Source organism: Aminicella lysinilytica (genome assembly GCF_004362975.1).
In the GTDB taxonomy this organism is placed as follows: Bacteria; Bacillota; Clostridia; order Peptostreptococcales; family Anaerovoracaceae; genus Aminicella; species Aminicella lysinilytica.
In genome coordinates this window covers 1-1413 of sequence record NZ_SNXO01000084.1, presented here as the reverse complement: position 1 = coordinate 1413, position 1413 = coordinate 1, and the positions used below count along the sequence as shown (strand labels likewise).

The window sequence follows — 1413 nt, the reverse complement described above, 5'->3', positions numbered from 1 at the left end:
CTGAAAACTGCTTCAAAACCAAATAGCCTTAGCTAAAATCGCCGCCCTTCCGGGCGGCCTAATTATTATCCAGTACATGTGGTTTACCACTTACGTAATAAAAGTTATTGCAGCTGTGATATTAGTGATTACCGCAGTATGTGTTTGCCTGCATATCAGTGGAATAGTTGAAAGCTATCATTACGATATGAAGGTTAAAAGTGCCAATGCATCAGGGAATATGAACGATAGCAGTCAGGGTGATAATTATGCATACATCAATAGCACAATGCTGACATCCAGGATCATGATAGAGTCATTATCAAAGGGGAAAACAGACATGATATTAGAAAGTAGTGCTTTTGGTCGCTACTCTGCCCCATTTATTGTGGATAAATACTTATACTACACATATTATAAACCGGCATTTGATGAGAATACTGCCGGTGATTATTACAGAGTGAGTTTGAGCAAAGGAAAGAAAAGTCCTGAAAAGCTGTTTGAAAATACTGATCAGCCGGACATGATAGCATGTAGCAAAAGCAAGCTATACTATTTCTACGGCGGCATGAAATATGGGAAAATCTATGAAAGAGATCTAAAGTCCGGAAAAGTCATCATGCTGAAAAAAGTGAGATGTGAAGGTTCCTCGCCTACACTGTTTTCTTTGCAAGATAAAACACTTTATTCATACGAAGAGTATACAGGAGAACTTACCTCGATAAATGTTGAAACAGGCATTTCCAGGGCATACAACATTTCTACGGATCCTGATGATTATGTCTTGGATATGGATATTTATAAGAATAATAGATTGCTTCTCGCCATGAGCAAGAGCGGCATATTGATATATGACACAGGCGAGAAGAAAATCATCAGGAAATATCAGGTCGATTTAGGCGAGCCTTTCAGCATTTCGCCATCGACATATAAAATGGAATATAGAAGTGACAAGCTGTACTACTATGATGATAAGTATGATCTGTGGCAGTGTGACATCGGCACAGGAGCCACTTCTAAGCTGATAGATATTGGAGAATATACATCATGGGCGATCGATACCGTTAGTTACACATACTGTGACAACTATATCGTGGCCAACATTGGATATACAAATCCGTTGAAGAAAAATGACATACGCATCTTTGATTATAGCGGAAATAACGCAAACTGATTATGAGTAACATTAGGGAGAAAGAAACATGGATGGAAATAAAAGGAGTACGCTAAAAAAATATTCAGTTGCCTTGATGACGACTGTGAGCATTATCCCTGGAGCATTTGCCAATATGATATTTTATACAGTAAATATTATTTTCATTTTAGTGTTTTATGCGGTGGTCGATTGCAAAACTAACTTCCAGTTTGCAAAAGAAAATTCCAGTAGAAAATAATTTGCAAGATTAATTTCTGTTTTATCAGAGCAAAACAGAA

2 protein-coding genes are annotated in these 1413 nt (G+C 37.4%); both read left to right on the top strand.

Annotation, left to right across the window (positions count from 1 at the left end):
- Window positions 1-187: 187 nt before the first annotated feature.
- On the top strand, window positions 188-1153 hold the full coding sequence (locus EV211_RS10580; RefSeq protein WP_133529401.1) for a hypothetical protein: 966 nt from the start codon (window positions 188-190) through the stop codon (window positions 1151-1153).
- A gap of 28 nt (window positions 1154-1181) precedes the next feature.
- Window positions 1182-1373, top strand: coding sequence for a hypothetical protein (locus EV211_RS10575; protein WP_133529400.1), 192 nt, complete (start codon window positions 1182-1184; stop codon window positions 1371-1373).
- The last annotated feature ends 40 nt before the right edge of the window (window positions 1374-1413 follow it).

Coding starts and splice junctions, on each gene's coding strand:
- EV211_RS10580 (WP_133529401.1), top strand. CDS start 188: ATGAAGGTTAAAAGTGCCAATGCATCAGGGAATATGAACGATAGCAGT.
- EV211_RS10575 (WP_133529400.1), top strand. CDS start 1,182: ATGGATGGAAATAAAAGGAGTACGCTAAAAAAATATTCAGTTGCCTTG.